At 69.9% G+C, this 3,508-nt stretch carries 3 protein-coding genes; 2 read left to right on the plus strand and 1 reads right to left on the minus strand.

What is annotated here, in order from left to right:
- Positions 1-83: 83 nt before the first annotated feature.
- Positions 84-659: a pep a2 gene (locus ACFWM2_RS40350; protein ID WP_383291365.1), complete on the minus strand. Its 576-nt coding sequence runs from the start codon at positions 657-659 to the stop codon at positions 84-86.
- A gap of 315 nt (positions 660-974) precedes the next feature.
- Here ACFWM2_RS40350 and ACFWM2_RS40355 point away from each other — a divergent pair, with 315 nt between their 5' ends.
- Together ACFWM2_RS40355 and ACFWM2_RS40360 are read left to right on the plus strand one after the other, a co-directional pair.
- A complete protein-coding gene (locus ACFWM2_RS40355; RefSeq protein ID WP_383291367.1) occupies positions 975-1,289 on the plus strand; it encodes a DUF5133 domain-containing protein in 315 nt (104 codons plus the stop codon).
- An 82-nt stretch (positions 1,290-1,371) separates the two neighbouring features.
- Entirely contained in the window at positions 1,372-3,435 is a 2,064-nt protein-coding gene (locus tag ACFWM2_RS40360) for an alpha-1,4-glucan--maltose-1-phosphate maltosyltransferase (RefSeq protein WP_383291369.1), read from the plus strand.
- Positions 3,436-3,508 lie beyond the last annotated feature (73 nt).

Consider the following 3,508-nt stretch of genomic DNA (forward strand, 5'->3'; position numbering starts at 1 on the left):
CCCATCCCGCACCTTTGCCCTCTCGCCCGAACCCCCTCCCGTCCTGGTGGCACGAGCGCCCTGCGGGGCGCGGGGGTCCAGCGTCACACGGGGACCGCCGGCCGCCCCGCGGTCCGGCTCGGGACACCTTCCGCGTCCCGGGCACCGACCCGCTGGGTCTCGGCCTCGACCGGGATCTCGGTCGGGTCGCCGGCGAGGGCCGGCACCGGGAGCTCGCGCGGCGCCCGGCACGCTTCCCGCAGGGTGGGCGAGGGCGCGGGCGGCACCAGTGGTGCACGGTCGGGAGCCTGGGCCCGGCGCGAGAACCAGATGATCTTCCCGCCGACACCCGTGGCGCAGCAGCCCCAGCCGTCGCTCAGGGCGGCGATCTGGGCGAGGCACCCCTGGGGTGCGTAGTGCGGACGGATGTCCTGGTTGTTGTCCGAGATGGCGGTGATGAGGTGCTGACCGTTCCACCACATCTCGATGGAGGTGTTCTTGTCCGTCGCATGGCGGTCGATGGTGTGCAGCAGCACTTCGGCGCACTGACAGACGGTCTCGACGAGAATCTCCAGATTCCAGTACCGGAGGTGGGCGGCCAGAATGCGCCTGACCTGTCCGACCCTTTGGGGGCTGACCTCCACGTCGAGGTGGTAGTAGCAGGGCACTACAGCGTTCATCGTCGTTGGCTCCTCACCGAGCGAAGCTCTCGCTTCTCCCATCCGCCCTGACGGGCCGAGCCCCGAACACGAAGCGTGAGCACTGATCGCTTCTGAGTCAGTCCCAGAGTGAGAGCACTACTCCGTTCGTGCAACACGAGGACTCCGAGGATCGAGTCAAATGTTGTTGAAGAGCCAACAAGACGCTCAGTGACACCGCGTGCACCATGAGGGAGGGCTCCGACTCGTGACGGGTCGGTGCCTCTCCGTGCACGGCTCGTACGACTCTTCGGGCGAACCGTGCGCCATCAAGAGAGTGGGAAGGTGACCTGCGAGATGTTGCTGCCCGCCAAAGCTGAGGTCGCCCGGCATCTGGAGCGATACCGGGCGTGGGAACGCCTGCTGCTCGCAGCACCCGCCGACGACACGGTGCGGGGGAAGTTCGAGAACACGGCCTACACCTTGTGCGTGCTGATGGGTGAGCGGTGCGCACGGGAGGCGGCCGTCGCCGCCGAGCGCTATCTGCACGCCGACGCGGCGACTCCGGCAGTGGCTTCGACGGCGGCTTCGGAGGCGGCAGTCCAGCACCGCAGCGGCCGCTCCCGCCCTCGCGTGGAAAGCCGCGGCCCGAGCCCGGCGCTCGGCAGATAGCAACGCACCGGGCCGCACGGCGCGGCTTTCCCCTGCAGCTCCGAACCGCAGACAGGGCTTGAGGACGGCGGAGGCGAAACCCATGGACCTGGAACTGGACCGCGACCCGGCCACCGGCCGCATCCCGATCGTGGATGTCCGGCCGGCGGTCGAGTGCGGCAGGCGCCCGGCGAAAGCGGTCACGGGCGAGACCTTTCAGGTCACCGCCACGCTGTTCGGCGAGGGCCATGACGCCGTCGGAGCCAACGTCGTGCTGCGCGACCCGAGCGGTCGACCGGGACCGTGGGCCCCGATGCGGGAACTCGCCCCCGGCACCGACCGCTGGGGCGCCGAGGTCACCCCGACTGCCGTGGGAACGTGGACGTACACGGTCGAGGCCTGGAGCGACCCCGTCAGCGCCTGGCGCAGGACCGCCGGCATCAAGGTCGCGGCCGGCATCGACATCCCGCTGATCCTGGAAGAGGGCGTCGCGCTGTACGAGCGGGCCGCCGCCGGAGTGCCCAAGGGCGCCGGACGCAAGACGGTGCTGGCCGCCGTCAAGATGCTCCGCGACGACTCCCTGCCGCCGGACGCCCGGCTCGCGGCGGCCCTGACTCCCGAGGTCAACGCCCTGCTCGCCGAGCACCCGCTGCGCGACCGTCTCTCCCGTTCGGCGGCGCTGCCGCTGCTCGTGGAGCGCGAGCGGGCGCTGTACGGGGCGTGGTACGAGTTCTTCCCGCGCTCCGAGGGAGCCGTGGTCCGCGAGAACCGGCCACCGGTCAGCGGCACGTTCCGCACCGCCGCCGAACGCCTCCCCGCCATCGCGGAGATGGGCTTCGACGTCATCTACCTGCCGCCCGTCCATCCCATCGGCACGACGTTCCGCAAGGGCCCCAACAACACCCTGTCGGCCAGCCGTTGGGATGTCGGTGTGCCCTGGGCGATCGGCTCTCCGGAGGGCGGGCACGACGCCGTCCACCCGGATCTGGGCACGATCGACGACTTCGACGCCTTCGTACGGCGGGCGGCGGCCCTGGACCTCGAAGTGGCCCTGGACTTCGCCCTCCAGTGCTCCCCCGACCACCCGTGGGTGGAGAAGCATCCGGAGTGGTTCCACCACCGGCCCGACGGGACGATCGCCTACGCGGAGAACCCGCCGAAGAAGTACCAGGACATCTACCCGATCGCCTTCGACCGGGACATGCCAGGACTGGTCGCCGAGACCACCCGGCTGCTGCGGTACTGGATGGACCACGGGATCCGGATCTTCCGAGTGGACAATCCGCACACGAAACCGGTGGTGTTCTGGGAGCGGGTCATCGCGGACATCAACCGCACGGACCCGGACGTGATCTTCCTGGCCGAGGCGTTCACCCGGCCCGCGATCATGCAGCGGCTGGCCGCGGTCGGCTTCCAGCAGTCGTACACGTACTTCACCTGGCGCAACACCAAGGAAGAGCTGACCGACTACCTCACCGAGCTGTCGGGCGACGCGTCCTCGTACATGCGCCCGAACTTCTTCGTGAACACGCCGGACATCCTGCCCGGCTACCTCCAGGAAGGCGGCCGGCCCGCCTTCGAGGTGCGGGCCGTGCTGGCCGCGACCCTCTCCCCGGCGTGGGGTGTGTACGCCGGGTACGAGCTCTGCGAGAACGCCCCGGCCGCCGCGGGCGGCGAGGAGTATCTGGACTCGGAGAAGTACCAGCTCAGGCCCCGCGACTGGGCGTCGGCCGAGCAGGAGGGCCGGACCATCACGCCGCTGATCACGCAGCTCAACTGGATCAGACGGTCCCATCCCGCGCTGCGCCGGATCAGAAACCTGCGCTTCCACGCCACGGACAACGACGCGCTGATCGCCTACAGCAAGCGCGCCGGCACGGACACGGTCGTGGTGGTGGCGAACCTCGACCCGCATCACACCCAGCAGGGCACGGTCTCGCTGGACATGCCGCAACTCGGCCTGGACTGGCACGAGTCCGTGCCGGTGCGCGACGAGCTCACCGGCGAGACCTACCACTGGGGCAGGGCCAACTACGTACGCCTGGGGCCGGGTGGTGCCCATGTGCTCGCCGTCAGCAGGGGGCCGCACGGCCATGACGCCCCGGGTGAGCACGGCACTGACCGGCGACCGTCCTCACCGGAGACCGGAGGGTCACCCACCACATGATCGTCAACGAGCCCGTCCCGGACACCTTCGAGGACACCCCCGCCAAGGACCGCGACCCCGAATGGTTCAAACG

This window comes from Streptomyces sp. NPDC058371 (assembly GCF_042723265.1).
In the GTDB taxonomy this organism is placed as follows: Bacteria; Actinomycetota; Actinomycetes; order Streptomycetales; family Streptomycetaceae; genus Streptomyces.